Below are 717 nucleotides of genomic sequence, written 5' to 3'. Positions count from 1 at the left end.
GGCAGTTACACGGTGAGCGTGAGCATGACCGACGCCGCACAAAATACCACTGTTGTTAGTGGTACAGGTGAAGTGGATGTTACCCCACCGGAACTTGCGTTTACGCCACATTTTGAATTAGGCGCATTGGTGTCATTAAACGGCACCTCGGACTTACCACTAAACAGTGAAATTACCATTACCGAGCAACTTATTGGCGGCGGTGTTGGCATAAGTTACACCACCACCACGGATGAAAACGGCAACTGGTCGTTTATAGGGTTAGGTATTTCATTACTCGATGTTGCCTCCATTACCGCCAGCGGCACAGACGCTGCCGGTAATATTCGTGTTATCAACTCCGATAGCTTCGACACAACACCGCCGACATTAATCGTGGAAATAGCACCTTATAGTAACAGTGAAACCCCCCTTATTAGTGGCAACAGCGATGCAGGTGAAGGGGCATTGGTGACCCTTATTGTGACCGACAACGCAGGCGTATCACACACATTAACAACCTTCGTAGATGCCAATGGTGACTGGAATGTCACACCGATAATAGGACTGAGCGAAGGGCAAAGCACCGTTGAAGTCAGTGTTCGTGACAGCGTAGGCAATTTAACAAGCGTCACACAAACCAGCATTATCGACACCGCCGCACCAACACTGACTATTCAACCCGTCGGGGACATAAGCGACTTAACCCCTGAATTACGCGGCACCAGTAATGAGATA

1 protein-coding gene is annotated in these 717 nt (G+C 49.1%); it reads left to right on the top strand.

Features of this window, described 5'->3' with window-relative positions; genetic code table 11:
• Nucleotides 1–24 precede the first annotated feature (24 nt).
• Nucleotides 25–717 (top strand): Ig-like domain-containing protein (locus GQR56_RS21295; protein WP_240920969.1); only part of this gene is annotated, 693 nt, incomplete at its 3' end.

Source organism: Pseudoalteromonas sp. Z9A5, assembly GCF_011378875.1.
GTDB lineage: Bacteria > Pseudomonadota > Gammaproteobacteria > Enterobacterales > Alteromonadaceae > Pseudoalteromonas.
The sequence above is the reverse complement of the archived record's forward strand: the minus strand, read 5'-3'. Positions and strand labels throughout refer to the sequence as shown.